The organism is Aneurinibacillus thermoaerophilus (assembly GCF_900099925.1).
In the GTDB taxonomy this organism is placed as follows: domain Bacteria; phylum Bacillota; class Bacilli; order Aneurinibacillales; family Aneurinibacillaceae; genus Aneurinibacillus; species Aneurinibacillus thermoaerophilus.
In genome coordinates, this window is record NZ_FNDE01000006.1 from 1 (window position 1) to 16,862 (window position 16,862).

Genomic DNA, 16,862 nt, shown 5'->3' on the forward strand with positions numbered 1-16,862 from the left:
GGTCCATGGGCTGCCTGGAAGCTGCTATCTTCCAGCATGGGTTGTCAGAGAGAACAGCCTGCGGGTTAGAAGTACAAACGAGTACCAGGGAAACAGACTTACGAAGTAGTCAAAGCTACAGGAGGATAGAGAGTTTCCCTGAACGATCCTAAGAATCATTGTCCAGAGACATCATGAAAAGTCCAGTCCCATGATCTGGATGTGCGTGGTGTCCCCCTCCCCTTCTTTACAGTTACAGGGGAGGAAAATATATCTTGGTTTTTTGGTTAATAGTCTCTCGAATTCAACTGGAAATTCGTGATTTTGAGGGGCTTAAACATACTATACGAGGAGGACAACTGTTGAAGCAAATAATCATCAACTGTACCGGCCGCGAAGCGAGAGTGGCCATGTTGGAAGGCGGTCGGTTGGTTGAATTATACATCGAACGGCCGGAAGGGCGACGGATCGTCGGCAACATTTATAAAGGACGGGTAGAAAATGTGTTGCCAGGCATGCAGGCGGCATTTATCGATATCGGTATGGAAAAAAATGCGTATTTATACGTAGCTGACTGTTTGCCACCGGAGACAGAGCCTGAGGAAGGGAAGAGGCCCTCCATTAATGAGCTGATTACGCAAGGCCAAGAGATTATCGTTCAAGTCAGTAAAGAAGCGTTTGGCACGAAAGGTGCTAAAGTAACAACACAGCTCTCTTTGCCTGGGCGCTACATTGTATATTTGCCGAATGTGACCTATATTGGGGTATCACGTCGCATACGCAAGGAAAAAGAACGCGAACGTCTACGCCGGATGGCACGCGAGATTCTGGGACCGAATGAGGGAATCATTATCCGGACGATGGCCGAGGGAATGAGTCGAGCTGAGCTGGAGGCGGACGTTTCATTTCTGAGAGCGTGTTGGGAACAGGTGTGGAGCGAGAAAAAGCATGTTCGCCCGCCCGCGCTCGTCTACCAAGACTTAGATCTTGTCTCCCGCGTGGTGCGCGATTTTGTAGATGAAGAAGTAGAAGAAATCATGATTGACAGTCGCCCGCGCTACGCGGAAGTTCGAGCATTGCTCGCCCGTTACCGGCCTGAGTGGGAGCAGAAAATTCGATTGTATACCGGGGCCGAGGAGATTTTTTCTTATTATGGCTTGGACGGGGAAATCGAACGGGCGCTGAGACGGAAAGTATGGCTAAAGAGCGGCGGTTATTTGGTCATTGATCAGACGGAAGCGATGACCGTTTTTGATGTAAATACCGGCAAGTATACAGGCAGTCATACCCTTGAGGAAACGGTTCTGAAGACCAACCTGGAAGCATGTCGTGAAATTGTCCGCCAGCTTCGTTTGCGCAACATTGGCGGCATTGTTATTATCGATTTCATTGACATGGAGAAAGAAGAAAATCGGCTCCAGGTGTTGGAGTGTATGGAAGGGGAGTTGCGGAAAGACAAGACAAAGACACAAGTGCTTGGATTTACCCGCTTGGGGCTGCTTGAACTGACACGCAAAAAAGAGCGGCAAAATCTTGCTGATATCTTGCTGCGCGTGTGTCCTTGCTGCGAAGGAACAGGCAGAATCACAGCCGAAGAGACGCTTGCGAGTGCGCTGGAACGCGAACTCGCAAGCTTCAGTCACGATGACCGCGTGGAAGCGGTCTTGCTTGAAGTGCATCCCCATATCGCCCGCGTGTTTGTGGAACGGGACTATATAGAAGAATTGCGGAATAGCACGAGCATTGCTCTCTATATTGCGGAAAATTCTGCTCTTGATCAACAGCGGTATCGCATCCTGTTTGCGGGGAGTGAAGCAGAAGCGCGGAGACGCTTACAGAAACAGTGATAAACACTTCCTTCTCGCGGTGTTTAGGTTGCTTTTCTTGCAAGAATATGATAAGCTGTTTTTTGTTAACTGGTGTGCTTGACACCTCAAGCATACTACAACCGCTCGATTAAGGTTTGCAAGCCGGCGTATATGCGCCGCACCGGATATCGGCGAGTCTTAGTATATAGGGGAGGTGCAACGAATGTACGCAATTATCGAAACTGGCGGTAAGCAATACAAAGTAGAAAAAGGTACTGAACTGTACATCGAAAAGCTGGCAAACGCTGAGGGTGAGACAGTTACTTTCGACCGCGTATTGCTGGTGGCTGGCGATGGCGGTGTGAAAGTAGGCGCTCCGGTAGTGGAAGGTGCTACTGTTACTGCGAAAGTAGAACGTCACGGTAAAGGTAAGAAAATTATCGTGTACAAATACAAAGCAAAGAAAAACTACCGTCGTAAGCAAGGTCACCGTCAACCTTATACGAAGGTTGTTATCGAAGCGATCAACGCGTAATGATTACGGTGCAGGTGAAGCGCCGCGGCGATGACTCCATTGAAGAAATCAAGATTTCCGGACATGCCTATGCTGGGGAGCCTGGACATGATCTAGTATGTGCCGCCGTATCGGGCATTTCGCTTGGAGGAATCAACGCGGTTGAACTGTTGTTAAACATAGAGCTGCCAGTCAAACAGGGTGAAAGTGGTTTTCTACATGTGAAAGTACCGGACGACTACGCTCCGGAACTTCAAGAGAAAGTGCAGCTTTTGCTTGAGGGCATGATTGCCTCGTTGTATTCGGTAGCGTTAAGTAACGGCAAATATGTTCGGGTTATCGACAGATTGAAATAGTAAGGAGGTGTCCCTTATGTTAAGAATGGATCTGCAATTCTTCGCCTCGAAAAAAGGGGTAGGTAGTACCAAAAACGGCCGTGACTCTATCGCGAAGCGTTTGGGTGCCAAGCGTGCGGACGGTCAATTCGTAAAAGCCGGTAACATTCTGTACCGTCAACGTGGTACAAAAATTTATCCGGGTGCGAACGTAGGCCGCGGCGGTGACGATACGCTGTTCGCTCTGACTGATGGTATCGTGCGCTTCAAGCGTCTGGGCCGCGATCGCAAACAAGTGGTTGTTGAACCGGTAGCAAGCGAAGTGTAATAATCGTTTAAATAAAAAGACCGTTGACGTACGTCAACGGTCTTTTTTATCGTACCGAAGGGACACGAAACGGCCGTTTGGCTTTCTTTGAAGAAAAAGGACGAGCGGTAACGCCCGCAAGTTTTTCTTGACGTTTTGTTTTTTTGTTTTGCGGCACACTAGAAAAAAAGAAAGGGTGCTGCTTATGTTTAGAAAAAATGGGGCAGAAGCACTTGTTGACACGCTGATTGAGTGGGGAGTTGACCACGTATATGGAATGCCTGGCGATTCGATTAATACGGTTATTGAGGCGTTTCGTCAGAAGAAGGATAAAATTAAGTTCATTCAGGTTCGCCATGAAGAAGCGGGGGCCCTGGCCGCCGCTTCCTATGCGAAACTTACCGGCAGGCTTGGCGTATGCCTTGCTGTTGCTGGGCCGGGTGCAATTCATTTGCTGAACGGTCTTTATGATGCCAAACTGGATCATGCACCGGTGCTGGCAATTACTGGACAGGTAATAACTGATTTATTGGGCCTTGATTATTTCCAAGAAGTGAATGTATCGCGTCTTTTTGATGATGTAGCCGTATATAACCAGATGATCGTTTCCCCGGGGCAAATTCCTTCAGTAGTAAATCAGGCGATTCGTACAGCATATGCGCGCAAAGGCGTGGCTGTTCTGACCATTCCAGGTGATGTGCCCGATATTGAATTAGACAGAAAAACGCGCTATACGTACGCCAAAGTGGACAGTGGACATCTTGAGCCGCGTACGGAAGATATGGATGCCGCTTGTGAGGTTCTCAGCAAGGAAGGAAAAAAAGTCATTCTAGCGGGTAAAGGCGCACGGGGAGCACGTGAAGAACTGCTGGCATTCGCGGAAAGGCTTGGGGCGCCCATCGTGGTGACGCTTCCTGGAAAGGGCGTCGTACCGGATAAACACCCGTACTGCCTGGGAGGGCTTGGTCTAATTGGAACGAGAGCGGCGTACGATGCTATGCAAGAAGCAGATACGTTGTTTATGGTAGGTACTTCGTATCCGTTTACGGGATTTTTACCGGAGAAAGCGATGACCATCCAATTGGATACAGAACCTTGCCAAATCGGCAAGCGTTATCCGGTAGATATCGGTCTTATCGGGGAGGCAAAGCATACGCTTGCCCGATTGACAGAGCGAATTCCTTATCAGGAAAACAGGGAGTTTTTGGCTCGGTGCAAAGAAAAAATGGATAAATGGTGGGGGAAAATGGAGGAGCAGGAGAAAATCGAAAGCTCCTTGATCATGCCCCAGTATGTAGCACGAACACTGGAAGAGGTAGCGGAGGAGAACGCAGTGCTTTCGTGTGATGTCGGCAATGTAACAGTCTGGATGGCCCGCCATTTTCGGGTGACAAATCAATCGTTTATTACGTCCAGCTGGCTGGCTACGCTAGGATGCGGTCTGCCTGGCGCGATTGCCGCTCAGATTGCGTACCCGGAGCGCCAGGTATTCGCGATTTGTGGTGACGGGGGATTTGGCATGACGATGAACGATTTTGTCACAGCGATCAAATACAAGCTCCCGATTATTACTGTTGTATTTAATAATCATAAAATCGCCATGATTAAGTTCGAACAGGAAGCTATGGGCAATATTGAATACGCTACGAATTTGGTAAATCCGAATTTTGCAGCTTACGCAGAAGCGTGCGGTACGGTGGGATTCAGGGTGGAAAAGCGTGAGGAATTGTTGCCTGTTTTACAGAAAGCTGTCGCCGCCAGGCGTCCATGTATTGTTGACGTATTGGTGGAAGCAGACGAAGCACCGATGCCGCCGAAAATTACCTTTGGTCAGGCAGCAGGGTTTACCAAACATATGATAAAAGAATTTGTAGAGGAAGGACGCTTTACGTTACCACCTATACTTCGTGTGTAAAAGCCAGTTTTGCAGAATGAGGAAAACAGGTCGAAAATAAGCTTTTGCTTTTTGTACCTGTTTTCCCTATTTCTTATGACACGTCATGTCTTCTCTAGCCCTGGATGTGGTAAAATGTACAGAAAAGCCAAAGAGGGTGAACGCGGTATGAAGGAATTAATCGAAGTAATTAATCACCAACGGCATGACTGGCTTAATCATATTCAGGTCTTGCTCAGTTATTTGAAACTTGGGAAATATGATATGTGCGAGGAATACATACACCGCATCATTGCGGGGGCAAACAGGGACACGTTAGTCTCCCGCCTGGAATACCCTCCTGTTGTGGCTTATCTTCTCTCGTTTAACGCACTGCATTCCAATATGCGAATAGAAGTGGAAATTCCGGCTTCTTTTTCATTACTCAAGCTTAAAGAAGGAAATTGGCTGGGTGATTTTATTGTTTCTTTAGTAAAACTATATCAGCAACATGCCCTGTATAATGGCGGGGAAAGTAATACATTTCTGCTTACGTTGCATTACCAGGAAAGCGCTCTTAGAATTGTGGCAGATTTTGCGGGTGAACTTGATGTGAAAGGCATCGAAGCCGGGCTGAACGAGTTGTGTGCGCGGATGAGGGCATGTGGTGGCGAAGCATTGCTTATGCCTCATACAGCTTCAGAATCGGTTTTGGAGTGTGTCTTTCCTTTTGCCTAGGAGCGGAGAAGTTATTACGGAAAAGGTGGAATCAAGATGTTTGTAGATAGTGTAAAAGTATATGTTAAAGGAGGCGACGGCGGAAACGGTATCGTTGCTTTCCGCAGGGAAAAATACGTGCCGCAGGGCGGCCCAGCCGGCGGTGACGGCGGTCGTGGCGGTGACGTTGTGTTTGTTGTGGATGAGGGGTTGCGGACATTGGTGGATTTTCGCTATCAACGCCATTTTAAAGCGGCTAGGGGAGAGAATGGGCGACCAAAAGGCCAACATGGCGCGGGCGCAGAAGATTTGGTTGTTCGCGTGCCTCCGGGAACGACCGTTATTGATGATGATACCGGACAGGTTATTGCTGACCTGACAGTGAATGGTCAGCGCGCAGTGATTGCCAAAGGCGGCCGCGGTGGCCGCGGTAATATCCGGTTTGCGACGCCGGTGAACCCGGCGCCGGAAATTGCGGAGAACGGTGAACCCGGACAGGAACGTTATGTGCGTCTGGAGCTGAAAGTGCTAGCTGATGTTGGATTAGTAGGGTTTCCAAGTGTGGGTAAATCCACGCTTTTATCGGTCGTGTCGGCGGCGCGTCCCAAAATCGCGGCCTATCATTTTACGACGATTACGCCGAACTTGGGCGTGGTAGATATTGACGAGGAACGCAGTTTCGTAATGGCGGATTTGCCGGGACTGATTGAAGGCGCGCATGAAGGGGTTGGTCTGGGGCACCAGTTTTTGCGCCATGTTGAACGGACGCGGGTCATTGTTCACGTGATTGATATAGCAGGTTCTGAAGGCCGTGATCCGTATGAAGATTATATACAGATTAATGAAGAGTTGAAGTTGTATAATAAGAAACTGGAAGAGCGTCCGCAGATTATAGCCGCCAACAAAATGGATCTTCCGGGAGCGGAAGAGAATTTGCGGGAGTTTCGGAAGAAAGTCGGGGATGATATTCCAATTTATCCGATTTCAGCTGTGACCAAGCAAGGAGTGCGCGAGTTAATGTATAAGGTGGCCGATATGCTTGAGCATACTTCGAGGATACCGCTTATTGAGGATGTAGCAGACGAAGGGACAACGGTGGTGTATAAGGCGGAACAGGAACAGGAGCCGTTTACGGTTCGCCGCGAAAACGAGATTTTCGTGGTGGAAGGCGAGAAAATGGAGAAATTGGTGAAAATGACGAACTTAAATAGTCGGGATTCCATCCAGCGTTTTGCCCGTATGATGCGTAATATGGGCGTAGACGACGCGCTGCGCGAGAAGGGCGCGCAAAATGGTGATATTGTACGTATTGGCAAGTTTGAGTTTGAATTCGTGGAGTAAAAAGCAGGACGAAAAGTCTTGCTTTTTTTTATGGTGATGAGCGCCAACGCCCGCGAGTTTTTCTCATGTTTTTCCACTATGGACAGCGTTGAGAGAAAATATTTGAAAAATAAATGAATATCTCTTGTGAAATCAGAAAAAACAAAGTATAATGTCCACTATATATAAACATTTGTTTATTCTAGGAGGACGGAATGGGAAAACAGGAAGAACTGTTCTACTTAATCCGGGCCGATATTTTGCCTGAATCAATTATAAAAACAATAGAGGCAAAAAAGCTGCTCGATTCCGGAGAAGCGGAGACGGTCAATGAAGCGGTGGAGAGAGTGGGACTAAGCAGAAGCGCTTATTATAAATACAAAGATGGGATTTTTCCATTTAATTCTATGATGCGTGAAGTGATTATTACCGTATCACTTAATCTAGAGCATCGCGCAGGTGTGCTGTCCCAGGTATTGAAGTTTGTCGCCGAAAAGGGCGGCAACATCCTGACGATTAATCAGACGATTCCGCTACAGGGTATGGCCAATGTTGCGATGTCCATTGACACCGGGCAGTTGAACTTACCGACAACTGAGTTTCTTGACGAATTGAACGCGCTCGACGGCGTCAAGCGTGCAGTGATTGTCGGACGGGGATAAGCATTTTTTTCATTATATTATTATAAACAAACAAAAATATACACATGGAGGAGAGAGCAGGATGCGAAACAACACAGTAAAAGTAGGACTTATGGGGCTTGGAACTGTGGGTACGGGCGTCGTACGTATCGTACAGGGTCACCAGGAGGATTTGCAGAAACAGACGGGCTTAGCGATTGAAATCGCTAAGGTACTGGTGCAGGATCTTGAGAAAGAACGCAACTTGAAACTGGATAGACACATGATTACAACCGATGCTTCTGAACTGTTTGACAACCCGGACATCGATGTGATTATCGAAGTGATTGGCGGTATTCATCCAGCGAAAGAATATATTCTGCAAGCCCTTGAGAATGGCAAACATATTGTGACGGCCAACAAAGACTTGATGGCGCTCCACGGGGCAGAAATTCTCTCCAAAGCGCAAGAAAAAGGCTGTGACGTATTCTATGAAGCGAGCGTGGCCGGCGGTATTCCGATTCTGCGCGCGCTGGTGGAGGGGTTTGCGTCTGACCGCATTACGAAAATGATGGGAATTGTGAATGGTACGACCAATTACATCATGACGAAGATGAGTCAGGAAGGTGCCGATTACAGCGCGGTACTCAAAGAAGCGCAGGCGCTCGGTTACGCGGAAGCGGATCCGACGGCGGATGTGGAAGGTCATGACGCAGCACGGAAGATGGCTATCTTAAGCACGCTTGGCTTCCATGTCGATATGAGCCTTGAGGATGTAGACTGTAAGGGAATCTCCGAAGTGACAGCAGAAGACATCGCATATGCGAAAAAGCTGGGCTATGAGATTAAGCTGCTCGGCATCGCGCAGCGCGACGATGATTTGATCGAGGTAAGCGTACAACCAACGCTTATTCATCATACACACCCGCTTGCATCCGTCAATGGTGTCTTCAACGCGATTTATGTGCACGGCGAAGCGGTGGGAGAGACAATGTTCTACGGTCCAGGAGCGGGCGAGTTGCCGACGGCAACGGCAGTTGTTTCCGATCTGGTAACAGTTGTGAAAAACATGAAGCTTGGCGTAAACGGACGCGGCAGCGTGGCACCGTATCGCGAGAAGCATTTGAAAACGGACGACCAGATTGTGTCCAAGTATTTCCTTCGTCTAATCGTGGAAGACAAACGGGGCGTGCTTGCACAAATTACTCGCATTCTCGCTGACCATGATGTAAGCTTAGAACAAGTCCTGCAACAACCGTACAATGACGGCAAGCAGTCGGAAATTATTCTGATCACGCACCATGCTTCGCGCAAAAATATTTATGCCGTACGCAGCCAATTTGAAGAGCTGGAAAGCGTGTTTGAAATAAAAAGCCTGTATCGGGTAGAAGGTGGGGAGGAAAAATAATGGCTGGCATCATTGAGCGCTACGCAAAATATTTACCGGTGACGGAGAAAACCCCCCGGTTGACGTTGCATGAGGGCAATACGCCGCTCATTTTTGCGCCGAAATTGTCGCAACAATTAGACTTGGAGATTTATTTCAAATACGAAGGTTTAAATCCAACAGGATCGTTTAAAGACCGGGGGATGGTTATGGCGGTGGCGAAAGCGGTCGAAGAAGGCAGCCATACGATTATGTGCGCTTCCACAGGAAACACTTCGGCCGCGGCGGCAGCGTATGCAGCGCGCGCGAATCTGCGCTGTATCGTGCTTATCCCGAATAACAACATCGCGCTGGGTAAGCTGGCCCAGGCGATGGTTTACGGCGCTGAAATTATCGCCATCGAAGGCAACTTCGACCAAGCGCTGAAAATCGTGCGCGATATTACGGAAAAGCATCCGATTACGCTTGTGAACTCGGTGAATCCGTACCGTCTTGAAGGGCAGAAGACAGCGGCTTTTGAAATTTGCGACGCGCTGGGCAAGGCACCGGACATCCTTGCGATTCCGGTCGGTAACGCGGGAAACATTTCAGCGTATTGGAAAGGATTTAAAGAATACTATGAAGCAGGGGTTGTCAGAAACAGGCCGCGCATGTTCGGGTTTGAAGCGGAAGGAGCGGCCGCGCTTGTCAAAGGCGAAGTGATCGAAAATCCGGAAACGCTGGCGACAGCCATCCGCATTGGCAATCCGGCTAGCTGGAATCTTGCGCTCAACGCCCGTGATGAGTCCGGCGGTCATATCGACATGGTTACAGATGAAGAAATTTTGGACGCATATCGCAAGCTGGCCCAGACAGAGGGAATTTTTGCCGAACCGGCTTCCGCGGCATCGCTGGCAGGCATCATAAAGATGCGTAAGCTGGGCCGGATTGAAGCCGGCAAGCAGGTTGTGTGCGTATTAACCGGAAACGGCCTGAAAGACCCGAACATCGCACTTACGTCTGTGGGAGTGGAGCCGATCGTGGTGGAAAGCACGGAAGAAGCAGTGCTTGGCATCATCGCCCGGGGAGCGGGTGTATAGCGTGCAGAACGGAAAGGTGAAAGTAAAGGTTCCAGCTAGCACGGCTAATCTCGGCCCCGGATTCGACACGATAGGTATGGCTTTCCAACTGTATACCACCATTACGCTGGAGCTTGCGGAAGAAACAACGATTCGTTTGCACGGCCCGAACCTTTCCGGCATCCCTGCCGACAAAAGCAACCTTATTTATAAAGTGGCGACCGAAGTGTTTGAGAAAGCTGGCCTCGCGGCGCCGGAGCTTGTGGTTGAGATCGCTTCTGATATTCCACTGACCCGCGGGCTCGGTAGCAGTGCGTCCGCCATCGTAGGGGCGCTTGTGGCGGCCAATGAATTGGCTGGCCGGCCTTTTACGAAGGAACATCTGTACATGATGGCGACAGAGCGGGAGGGACATCCGGACAATGTAGGAGCTTCGTTATTTGGTGGCATTGTTGTCGCATTAATGGAGCGGGAAAACGTGCCATATGTGCGGCTTAATGTACCGAAACATCTTGAGGCCATCGCAGTGATTCCAGAATTTATGCTTTCTACTGAAAAATCAAGGAATGTACTCCCATCCATGTATAGCCGCCAGGATGTGGTTCATACGGTAAGTCATACCGGCGTGCTCGTGGGAGCGCTGGCGACCGGTAACTTGTCGTTGCTTAAATCCGCGATGCAGGATGTGGTCCACCAGCCGTACCGCGTGCCGCTTGTGCCGGGACTGGAAAAAATATTGAATGAAGCACACCTGCACGGTGCGCTCGGCGCGGCGCTGTCCGGCGCTGGTCCAACGATCATCGCGTTTATTGACAATCGGATGCCGGTTGCACCGCTTGAAGCATTTATGGTCAGAACGCTTGCCGGACACGGCGTCGATTGTACGGTGATGCGGCTTGTACCCGACGAAGCTGGAGTACAGATTGAACACTGCTTCTCGGGTGTGACTGGATAAAGGAGATAACGAACATGGAGAGAACATTCGCGTTTCTGGGCCCGCGCGGCACAAATACGGAAGAAGCCGCGCGTCTGATATTCCAGGAGAAAGGAAATAGATTCCTTCCTTACCGCACAATTCCTGACTGTTTGGAAGCGGCCGCGGCGGGAAAAGTAGATTATGCGGTTGTGCCTTGGGAGAATTCGCTGGAAGGATCCGTGAATTTAACGTTAGATTGGATCATTCATAAAATTGATTTGCCGATTTTAAGCGAGCTTATTATGCCGATTTCCCATCATCTAGTAAGCGCGAAGCGCGAAGAGCCGCTTGCGCTTTCCCAGGTGACGAAAGTGCTGTCACATCCGCAGGCGGTAGCACAGTGCCATAGTTATTTGCATGAGCATTTACCGCATGCAGAGATTGAATACGTAAGCAGTACGGCAGAAGCGGCGCGCCTCGTCAGCGAGCGATTCGAAGAACCTTGGGTGGCGATTTCCGCCATGCAGGCGGTGCATGTGTACCCGGTAACGCTCATCGCCGAAAACATTGAGGATACAGAAAACAATTTTACCCGCTTTATCGTGCTGGGAAAAAAGCCGTTACCATTTCCGGAATCGGAAAAGTATAAGACAACCATTCTCGTGACCCTTCCATCCGATTTTCCGGGGGCGCTGCATCAGGTGCTGTCAGCGTTCGCCTGGCGCCGCCTGAACCTGTCACGCATCGAATCACGTCCGACAAAAACAGGGTTAGGGAACTACTATTTTGTGATTGATATTGAGCAGAAAATGGATGATGTTCTGCTTCCGGGCGCTTTTGCTGAGATGGAAGCGCTGGGGTGCCAGGTTCGTTTTCTTGGCACATATCCTGTGTTTGTGAAAGAGCGAAATGGGGCCCGCATCTCGCTCCGGTAGAGATACAGCCAGAGAGCAGGGCAAGTTCGTGAAAGAATGATGGAGGGTGAATTCTTTTGGAACAAAAAATTTATTTAAACGGGGAATTTGTGAAGAAGGAAGACGCGAAAATTTCCGTGTACGATCATGGCTTTTTGTATGGTGACGGCGTTTTCGAGGGAATCCGGGCGTACAATGGAAATGTGTTCAAATTAAAGGAGCATATTGAACGGCTATATGAATCGGCTAAATCCATACTGCTGGACATTGGAATGACACAGGAAGAAATGTGTGAATGCGTGCTGGAGACGGTACGCCAGAACCATCTCAAAAACGCGTACATTCGTCTTGTCGTCTCTCGCGGTACCGGAGACTTAGGGCTTGACCCGCGCCGCTGTTCCAAACCGAACATTGTCATTATTGCCGAACAGTTGGCGCTGTTTCCGAAGGAACTGTATGAGACGGGGATTCGCATTATCACTGTGCCAACCCGACGTAATACACCTGATGCTTTAAACCCGAAGATCAAATCTTTAAACTACCTGAACAATGTCCTAGTAAAAATTGAAGCGAATAACGCGGGTGTAAATGAAGCGTTGATGCTTAACCAGCAGGGATATATATGCGAAGGATCAGGAGATAATATTTTTATCGTTAAGAGGGGCATGATTTACACGCCGCCAGCATATCTGGGAGCGCTAGAAGGCATTACGCGTAATACGATTATTGAGATCGCACGCGAGAAAGGGTATGTGGTGAAAGAAGAGCCATTTACCCGTCATGATGTATTCGTTGCGGACGAAATTTTCCTTACAGGTACGGCGGCGGAAGTGATTCCGGTTATTGAGGTAGATGCGCGGCAAATCGGGGATGGCAAGCCCGGCGCTGTCACACACGAATTGCTGGCGGCGTTCCGCGAGCGTGTAGAAACAGATGGTATGAAAGTATATGAATGTTCAGGAGTGGAAAAGAGATAGCGATAGATAAACGAAAACAGAGGGTGTCCCAAAAAGTGATGGGGCACCCTTTTGCGTTATCGTATATACGTATAGAAAAACAATACATGATCTATATATATGTTGTGTTCTATTTGAGATCAACCAATCTTTTGAGACAGCCGCTACTGCATTTTTTCCAGTTCTTCTTCATCGATATCGAAGTTTGTATATACGTCTTGCACATCATCGTTGCTTTCCAACATTTCCACCAGTTTTAGCATTTTTTCCGCGTCTTCTCCCGTCACTTTTACCGTATTCTGCGGAATCATGGAAATCTCGGCTGTATCGAGTTCATACCCTGCCTCTTCGAGCGAGGTGCGCACCGTTTCGAAATCTTCCGGCGTGGTCTTAATTTCAAAGCTTTCCTCGGTTGCTTCGAAATCTTCCGCTCCAGCATCAAGCGCTGCCATCATTACGGAATCTTCGTCCAAATCTTTGTTTTCGCGGCTGATTTCAATAATGCCTTTCCGATCAAACATGAAGCTAACACAGCCCGATTCACCCAGATTTCCTCCATTTTTTGTGAAAATGTGGCGCACGTCTGCAGCGGTACGATTTCGATTATCGGTTAACGCTTCCACCATAACTGCTACGCCGCCTGGGCCATAGCCTTCATAGATGATTTCCTCATATGATACACCGTCGAGCTGGCCGGTGGCTTTTTTTATAGTCCGTTCAATATTTTCGCTTGGAATATTAGCATCTTTCGCTTTCGCGATGGCATGTTTAAGACGCGGGTTCGTATTTGGATCCGCGCCGCCTGCCCGTGCTGCCTGATAGATTTCTTTGGAGATTTTTGTGAAAAGTTTTGCTTTTGCCGCGTCCTGGCGGCCTTTGCGGTGTTGGATGTTTTTCCACTTGGAATGACCCGCCATACATCAATCCCTCTTTCTTCTATATTGCTCGCGCGCTGTTTGTACGGCGCAAAAATCCATTTTTCAGTGTAGCACAAGAACGGAAAAAGGGCAAAGCGTTTATATATTGCGCGAACAAATGAAAGACTAGGGCGCTTGATGGAGCACTGGTTGAGGATTAGACATAGTTGTTATAGATAAAATTCTCGTATCCAGCGAAGAAACGCTCCCTGTGCTGCCAATTTTTCATAATGATACGCAAATAATATTCCACCTGGTTTTCTTGGAAGTTTTTCCGCTTTTCAAACACGCCAGTCACTTCCCGTATAAAGTTGTCCGGGAAACGAAGCAGAAGGAAAATGAGCGCGACTTGTGCTTCAGAAAGAGGAAGAATTTGGCGATATGTTTCGATCGCTTCTGTAAACACGTTCAAATCCCATCGCTGAAGCACGAGCGCTCGGCTGATTAATTGAACGATATCGACAAGCGGTGTGTCGTAAGCGGCTGTGTCTAAGTCGATGATCGACTGACGGAAAGCGCTGATAAGGAAGTTGTGGCTGGCTAAATCTTTGTGCGCAATGTGCTGGCGGTAGAGTGCGCTCGTATATTCAGCAGCAAGTCCAGAACAGCGGGCAACGTCAAGCGTATATTTCGCTTCTTTGAGAATGGTAGGCGCATTGCGCTGTACAAGATATGTCAGACGACTCGGCTTGATTCTTCCGCTTTCAATCTCCTGTTGGATGCAAAGGAATGATTCATAGCGCTTTTCCCATTTTACAATAAGAGGAATGCCTTCTTCCGGCGGTGGCCCTTGTGGAATACGGACGCTATACTTGTGGAATTCTGCCAGTTTTCGAAGCGAAAGCATGACATCCGATTTATGAAAATAACTTCCCTCTCTTCCTGGCATGCGTTCCATTACGGTCATATACGTATTGTTCCATTTAAAAACGGGAACGCCCTGAATCGTTGGAAGATAACGAACGACATCGAGAAATCCACGATCGTGTAGCGTACGTGACAGATACGTGACCCATGCGGCTTTTTGAAAGTCGGAATAACCTTTGACAACCCAGGTGCCTCGATCTGTTTCACAGAGCCAGACGGTGCGTTTTGGCTTTAAGCTTTTTACGCGGCAGCGGTACATCTTTTCAATGGCGGCGGCTAGTTCCTGGTTCATAAAATATCCTCCTGCTTTATATAAATACGACTTATGATGTGATCATCCTTTATTTGGTATGAAGTTGGGAACAAGGAGTTCATCGTTTGATCTGTGACTGCTAAAAGAGCGGACTCCCGGTAGAGAAGGAGTCCGCCTGGGCGATCAGCAGTCTGATGAGCCTAGAGCAGAGCTGCTTTCTCGGCAATCACAACTGTCTTTATAAGCAGGTGTTTCCATTCCCGTATATGGATGATAGCCATGCGACATATGCGGGAAGTAGTAAGAAGTCATTTGCGGTGCTGACGGAGATGCAAACGAGGGCGCATACGGGTTCATCATGCTTGATGTTGCGGGCGGATAGTCCATAGATGGCATCATGCCAGAAGGTGCTCCCATGGAAGGTGGGGCATACGGTGGTACGTGTGTCATCGCGGGCGATTCATATGAATCATATATCATCTCTTCTTTTTTTACTTCGTTTTCTTGCATTGACATTACCGGATACGGCATTGCCGGCATCATCGGTTGTGTTGGGTAGGCACACTCAGGTATGTGCGACATTGGCTGCGGTTGAAGCGGTTTGTATTCGGCCGGCATTTGCGCTTGCGGCATCGGTTGACTCGGCATGGGCATCATCGGGTGCGGCATGGGCATCATTGGGCAAGGCATCATGTATGGCATATCCGCTATATGAGAATCGTTATCTTCGTAGCATGGATAAGGCATTACCATATGCGGTGGCGGACACATCGGCATTGGCGGACACATCGGCATTGGCGGCGCACAATATTGCGGTTGCACTATGGGCACGTGTGGCATGGGCACAGGGGCTGGCATTGGAGCCGGAGCCGGCATAGGTGCTATGGGAGCGGGTGAAGGTTTGGGTATTTCTTTTGCCGGCGGTTTCATTTTGGGTTTGGGTGCCGGAGCAGGCATCTCTTTTTTTGGTATTTCTTTTGCCGGCTTTTCTTTTTCGGACATTGGAGCCATTTGAATATTAATGCTCATATCTGTATCCATGTCAATCGTCAGATCCGGGTTTTCCGGTTGCGGTTTCGGCGTATGCGGAGTTGTTGGCAATTCAGGCGCTACCGGCATTTCCTTCGGCATTTCGCTTTTCAGCGGTACATCGCTTGTCGGCACTTTTACTTTCATACCGGGAATAATTTTATCCGGATTTTTAATATGCACATTAATTTTTTTCAATGTTTCAAAGTCCACATTATATTTTTGAGCGATTTTCCATAGGGTGTCTCCCTTTTTTACGATATGGATTTTCATGTATTTGACCATCCTTTCATAGAAAATTACCTTACATCATATGCATGGGCGGGCGTTTTGCCACGGGTAGGCGAGCGTTATGTATAAAATTTCTACAGATTGGAAATGCTAGGGAATAAAAAGTTCGTCCTGAAAAGAAGGGGTAAGGATGGTCCGCAAACAATTGCCGAAACATTGGAGAACACTGCTGGCTTTATCGCTTTTGTTCATCACCGTTATAAGCAGTGGAACATGGTATTTATACAATAAGATTCAAGAACTAAAAGGGAATGAAGCATCAACGCAAACCGTCGATGTTGTGCTGAAGCGAGAATACATTTGCGGTGAGACGGAAAAAGAAACGCGCCGGGAAACAGTATCCTCTTCGGAGGAATTGCTTCAGCGCTATCATGACTGGGATTTTGTTTCCCGCGACCGCAATGTATACACATTCGAGAAGAAAATTAATGATCTTTCTCCACGCTGCAAGGAACACGCTTATTTCGGCATCAATGAAAATGGGGAGCTGACCTTATTTGATGGACTCCCGGAGAAAGGTCAAATTATCCAGACATTTTTCCAACTGGATACGAAAAAGCTGGAATCCAGCCTTCCGCCAGAGGAATTGGATCTGTTGCGCAAAGGGATTCATATTTCCAATGCGGCGGAATATAATTCTATCATCTCAACGTACAGTGAGTTTACGAACGAAGAAAAAGAGACAGCGGTGCATGCGCATTAGAGAAGAAAAAGGGGCGAAACAGGAGGCTTCGCCTCTTTTTCTTATGTAAAATACATGTTCGCCTTTTTTAAGATAGTGTAAAATAAAAGAATCAGGTT

17 protein-coding genes and 1 other annotated feature are annotated in these 16,862 nt (G+C 48.3%); of the genes, 14 read left to right on the forward strand and 3 right to left on the reverse strand.

Annotation, left to right across the window (positions count from 1 at the left end; all coding sequences use genetic code 11):
• Window positions 1–341: 341 nt before the first annotated feature.
• The 13 genes from BLR88_RS04820 (at window position 342) to ilvE (ending at window position 12,725) form a co-directional block, all read left to right on the forward strand.
• Window positions 342–1,826 carry an Rne/Rng family ribonuclease gene (locus BLR88_RS04820; RefSeq protein WP_057897899.1) on the forward strand — a complete coding sequence of 495 codons (1,485 nt, stop codon included), beginning with the start codon at window positions 342–344 and terminating at the stop codon, window positions 1,824–1,826.
• A gap of 89 nt (window positions 1,827–1,915) precedes the next feature.
• Window positions 1,916–1,996, forward strand: a sequence feature (ribosomal protein L21 leader region).
• Window positions 1,997–2,010: 14 nt separating this feature from the next.
• Complete coding sequence (rplU, locus tag BLR88_RS04825; RefSeq protein WP_057897900.1) at window positions 2,011–2,322, forward strand: 50S ribosomal protein L21; 312 nt, start codon at window positions 2,011–2,013, stop codon at window positions 2,320–2,322.
• On the forward strand, window positions 2,322–2,657 hold the full coding sequence (locus tag BLR88_RS04830; protein WP_057897901.1) for a ribosomal-processing cysteine protease Prp: 336 nt from the start codon (window positions 2,322–2,324) through the stop codon (window positions 2,655–2,657). The genes rplU and BLR88_RS04830 overlap by 1 nt, the downstream gene beginning before the upstream one ends.
• Before the next feature lie 16 nt (window positions 2,658–2,673).
• Entirely contained in the window at window positions 2,674–2,964 is a 291-nt protein-coding gene (gene rpmA, locus BLR88_RS04835; RefSeq protein ID WP_057897902.1) for a 50S ribosomal protein L27, read from the forward strand.
• A 184-nt stretch (window positions 2,965–3,148) separates the two neighbouring features.
• The gene (locus BLR88_RS04840) at window positions 3,149–4,858 is read left to right on the forward strand and encodes a pyruvate oxidase (protein WP_091260089.1); all 1,710 of its coding nucleotides are present in this window, start codon (window positions 3,149–3,151) and stop codon (window positions 4,856–4,858) included.
• Between the two features lie 114 nt (window positions 4,859–4,972).
• The gene (locus BLR88_RS04845; RefSeq protein ID WP_057897904.1) at window positions 4,973–5,554 is read left to right on the forward strand and encodes a Spo0B domain-containing protein; all 582 of its coding nucleotides are present in this window, start codon (window positions 4,973–4,975) and stop codon (window positions 5,552–5,554) included.
• A 36-nt stretch (window positions 5,555–5,590) separates the two neighbouring features.
• Complete coding sequence (obgE, locus tag BLR88_RS04850; protein ID WP_091260091.1) at window positions 5,591–6,874, forward strand: GTPase ObgE; 1,284 nt, start codon at window positions 5,591–5,593, stop codon at window positions 6,872–6,874.
• A gap of 194 nt (window positions 6,875–7,068) precedes the next feature.
• Window positions 7,069–7,515: an ACT domain-containing protein gene (locus BLR88_RS04855; RefSeq protein ID WP_057897906.1), complete on the forward strand. Its 447-nt coding sequence runs from the start codon at window positions 7,069–7,071 to the stop codon at window positions 7,513–7,515.
• Between the two features lie 61 nt (window positions 7,516–7,576).
• Window positions 7,577–8,881 carry a homoserine dehydrogenase gene (locus BLR88_RS04860; RefSeq protein WP_057897907.1) on the forward strand — a complete coding sequence of 435 codons (1,305 nt, stop codon included), beginning with the start codon at window positions 7,577–7,579 and terminating at the stop codon, window positions 8,879–8,881.
• Window positions 8,881–9,939: a threonine synthase gene (gene thrC / locus BLR88_RS04865; RefSeq protein ID WP_057897908.1), complete on the forward strand. Its 1,059-nt coding sequence runs from the start codon at window positions 8,881–8,883 to the stop codon at window positions 9,937–9,939. Before BLR88_RS04860 ends, thrC begins: the two co-directional genes overlap by 1 nt.
• Window positions 9,908–10,873, forward strand: coding sequence for a homoserine kinase (gene thrB, locus BLR88_RS04870; protein WP_254778223.1), 966 nt, complete (start codon window positions 9,908–9,910; stop codon window positions 10,871–10,873). The genes thrC and thrB overlap by 32 nt, the downstream gene beginning before the upstream one ends.
• A gap of 14 nt (window positions 10,874–10,887) precedes the next feature.
• Entirely contained in the window at window positions 10,888–11,769 is an 882-nt protein-coding gene (pheA, locus tag BLR88_RS04875) for a prephenate dehydratase (RefSeq protein WP_057897910.1), read from the forward strand.
• Between the two features lie 56 nt (window positions 11,770–11,825).
• Complete coding sequence (gene ilvE / locus BLR88_RS04880; RefSeq protein ID WP_408863252.1) at window positions 11,826–12,725, forward strand: branched-chain-amino-acid transaminase; 900 nt, start codon at window positions 11,826–11,828, stop codon at window positions 12,723–12,725.
• 143 nt (window positions 12,726–12,868) lie between these two features.
• Here ilvE and BLR88_RS04885 read toward each other — a convergent pair whose 3' ends face one another.
• The 3 genes from BLR88_RS04885 to BLR88_RS04895 form a co-directional block, all read right to left on the reverse strand.
• Complete coding sequence (locus BLR88_RS04885) at window positions 12,869–13,621, reverse strand: YebC/PmpR family DNA-binding transcriptional regulator (protein WP_057897912.1); 753 nt, start codon at window positions 13,619–13,621, stop codon at window positions 12,869–12,871.
• A 157-nt stretch (window positions 13,622–13,778) separates the two neighbouring features.
• Complete coding sequence (locus BLR88_RS04890) at window positions 13,779–14,780, reverse strand: phosphotransferase (protein WP_057897913.1); 1,002 nt, start codon at window positions 14,778–14,780, stop codon at window positions 13,779–13,781.
• A 144-nt stretch (window positions 14,781–14,924) separates the two neighbouring features.
• Complete coding sequence (locus BLR88_RS04895) at window positions 14,925–16,043, reverse strand: LysM peptidoglycan-binding domain-containing protein (protein ID WP_175493560.1); 1,119 nt, start codon at window positions 16,041–16,043, stop codon at window positions 14,925–14,927.
• A gap of 148 nt (window positions 16,044–16,191) precedes the next feature.
• On the opposite strand from BLR88_RS04895, the gene BLR88_RS04900 reads away from it, so the two are divergent.
• On the forward strand, window positions 16,192–16,764 hold the full coding sequence (locus BLR88_RS04900; RefSeq protein ID WP_091260094.1) for a BofC C-terminal domain-containing protein: 573 nt from the start codon (window positions 16,192–16,194) through the stop codon (window positions 16,762–16,764).
• Window positions 16,765–16,862: the final 98 nt, after the last annotated feature.

Excerpts from the sequence above, each read along its gene's own strand:
- rplU (WP_057897900.1), top strand. The coding sequence starts at position 2,011 with ATGTACGCAATTATCGAAACTGGCGGTAAGCAATACAAAGTAGAAAAA.
- BLR88_RS04830 (WP_057897901.1), top strand. The coding sequence starts at position 2,322 with ATGATTACGGTGCAGGTGAAGCGCCGCGGCGATGACTCCATTGAAGAA.
- rpmA (WP_057897902.1), top strand. The coding sequence starts at position 2,674 with ATGTTAAGAATGGATCTGCAATTCTTCGCCTCGAAAAAAGGGGTAGGT.
- BLR88_RS04840 (WP_091260089.1), top strand. The coding sequence starts at position 3,149 with ATGTTTAGAAAAAATGGGGCAGAAGCACTTGTTGACACGCTGATTGAG.
- BLR88_RS04845 (WP_057897904.1), top strand. The coding sequence starts at position 4,973 with ATGTACAGAAAAGCCAAAGAGGGTGAACGCGGTATGAAGGAATTAATC.
- obgE (WP_091260091.1), top strand. The coding sequence starts at position 5,591 with ATGTTTGTAGATAGTGTAAAAGTATATGTTAAAGGAGGCGACGGCGGA.
- BLR88_RS04855 (WP_057897906.1), top strand. The coding sequence starts at position 7,069 with ATGGGAAAACAGGAAGAACTGTTCTACTTAATCCGGGCCGATATTTTG.
- BLR88_RS04860 (WP_057897907.1), top strand. The coding sequence starts at position 7,577 with ATGCGAAACAACACAGTAAAAGTAGGACTTATGGGGCTTGGAACTGTG.
- thrC (WP_057897908.1), top strand. The coding sequence starts at position 8,881 with ATGGCTGGCATCATTGAGCGCTACGCAAAATATTTACCGGTGACGGAG.
- pheA (WP_057897910.1), top strand. The coding sequence starts at position 10,888 with ATGGAGAGAACATTCGCGTTTCTGGGCCCGCGCGGCACAAATACGGAA.
- BLR88_RS04885 (WP_057897912.1), bottom strand. The coding sequence starts at position 13,621 with ATGGCGGGTCATTCCAAGTGGAAAAACATCCAACACCGCAAAGGCCGC.
- BLR88_RS04890 (WP_057897913.1), bottom strand. The coding sequence starts at position 14,780 with ATGAACCAGGAACTAGCCGCCGCCATTGAAAAGATGTACCGCTGCCGC.
- BLR88_RS04895 (WP_175493560.1), bottom strand. The coding sequence starts at position 16,043 with ATGAAAATCCATATCGTAAAAAAGGGAGACACCCTATGGAAAATCGCT.
- BLR88_RS04900 (WP_091260094.1), top strand. The coding sequence starts at position 16,192 with ATGGTCCGCAAACAATTGCCGAAACATTGGAGAACACTGCTGGCTTTA.